A 517-nucleotide genomic window follows, 5' to 3' on the forward strand; every position below is an offset into this window, starting at 1 on the left:
TTTTGCTGTTTTACTGGTTCAGGTGCCTTTTCAGATTCAGGCCACCAAGCCATGATGTTGATAGGCAAGCCAACACCCAAAAGCAAAGCAGTACCGATAACAGGCCATCGCTTCCAGAAAGGTCTAATGTCCTTTGCTTGCGCTTCCTGCACATGCTTGTTCGATTGAGAGTGGCTTTTGTAAAACGGAAAGTACTCTGATTTGTAAGAACGTATTGAAGTATTGACAACCTCACCGTTGCAACCATCTTGCACCTTTTTCGTGTATGAGTTGCTTGAGCCCATAGCCGTGTTTTTCGTGCATCGATAGGTCACTTCAATCATGTCCTTAATATCTCGATGCACTTTGCGGATGTTCTGAGTAAGCAGAATGATATCAACACCATAGTGACGATGAATCGAGAACCACTCAAGAATCGCAGCAGGAAGCCCGCGAGACGGCAAACTCATATGAGCCTCATCTACAACGTACAAAGGCCCCTGTCCTTTCTCATTTCGCCATTCATCCGAGTAATCAC

At 45.5% G+C, this 517-nt stretch carries 1 protein-coding gene; it reads right to left on the minus strand.

Annotated elements, in window-relative coordinates:
• The coding region (locus tag R7040_RS29940) for a zonular occludens toxin domain-containing protein (protein ID WP_411978239.1) at positions 1-449 on the minus strand (449 nt) is incomplete at its 3' end.
• Positions 450-517 lie beyond the last annotated feature (68 nt).

This window comes from Vibrio sp. 1069 (assembly GCF_033340555.1).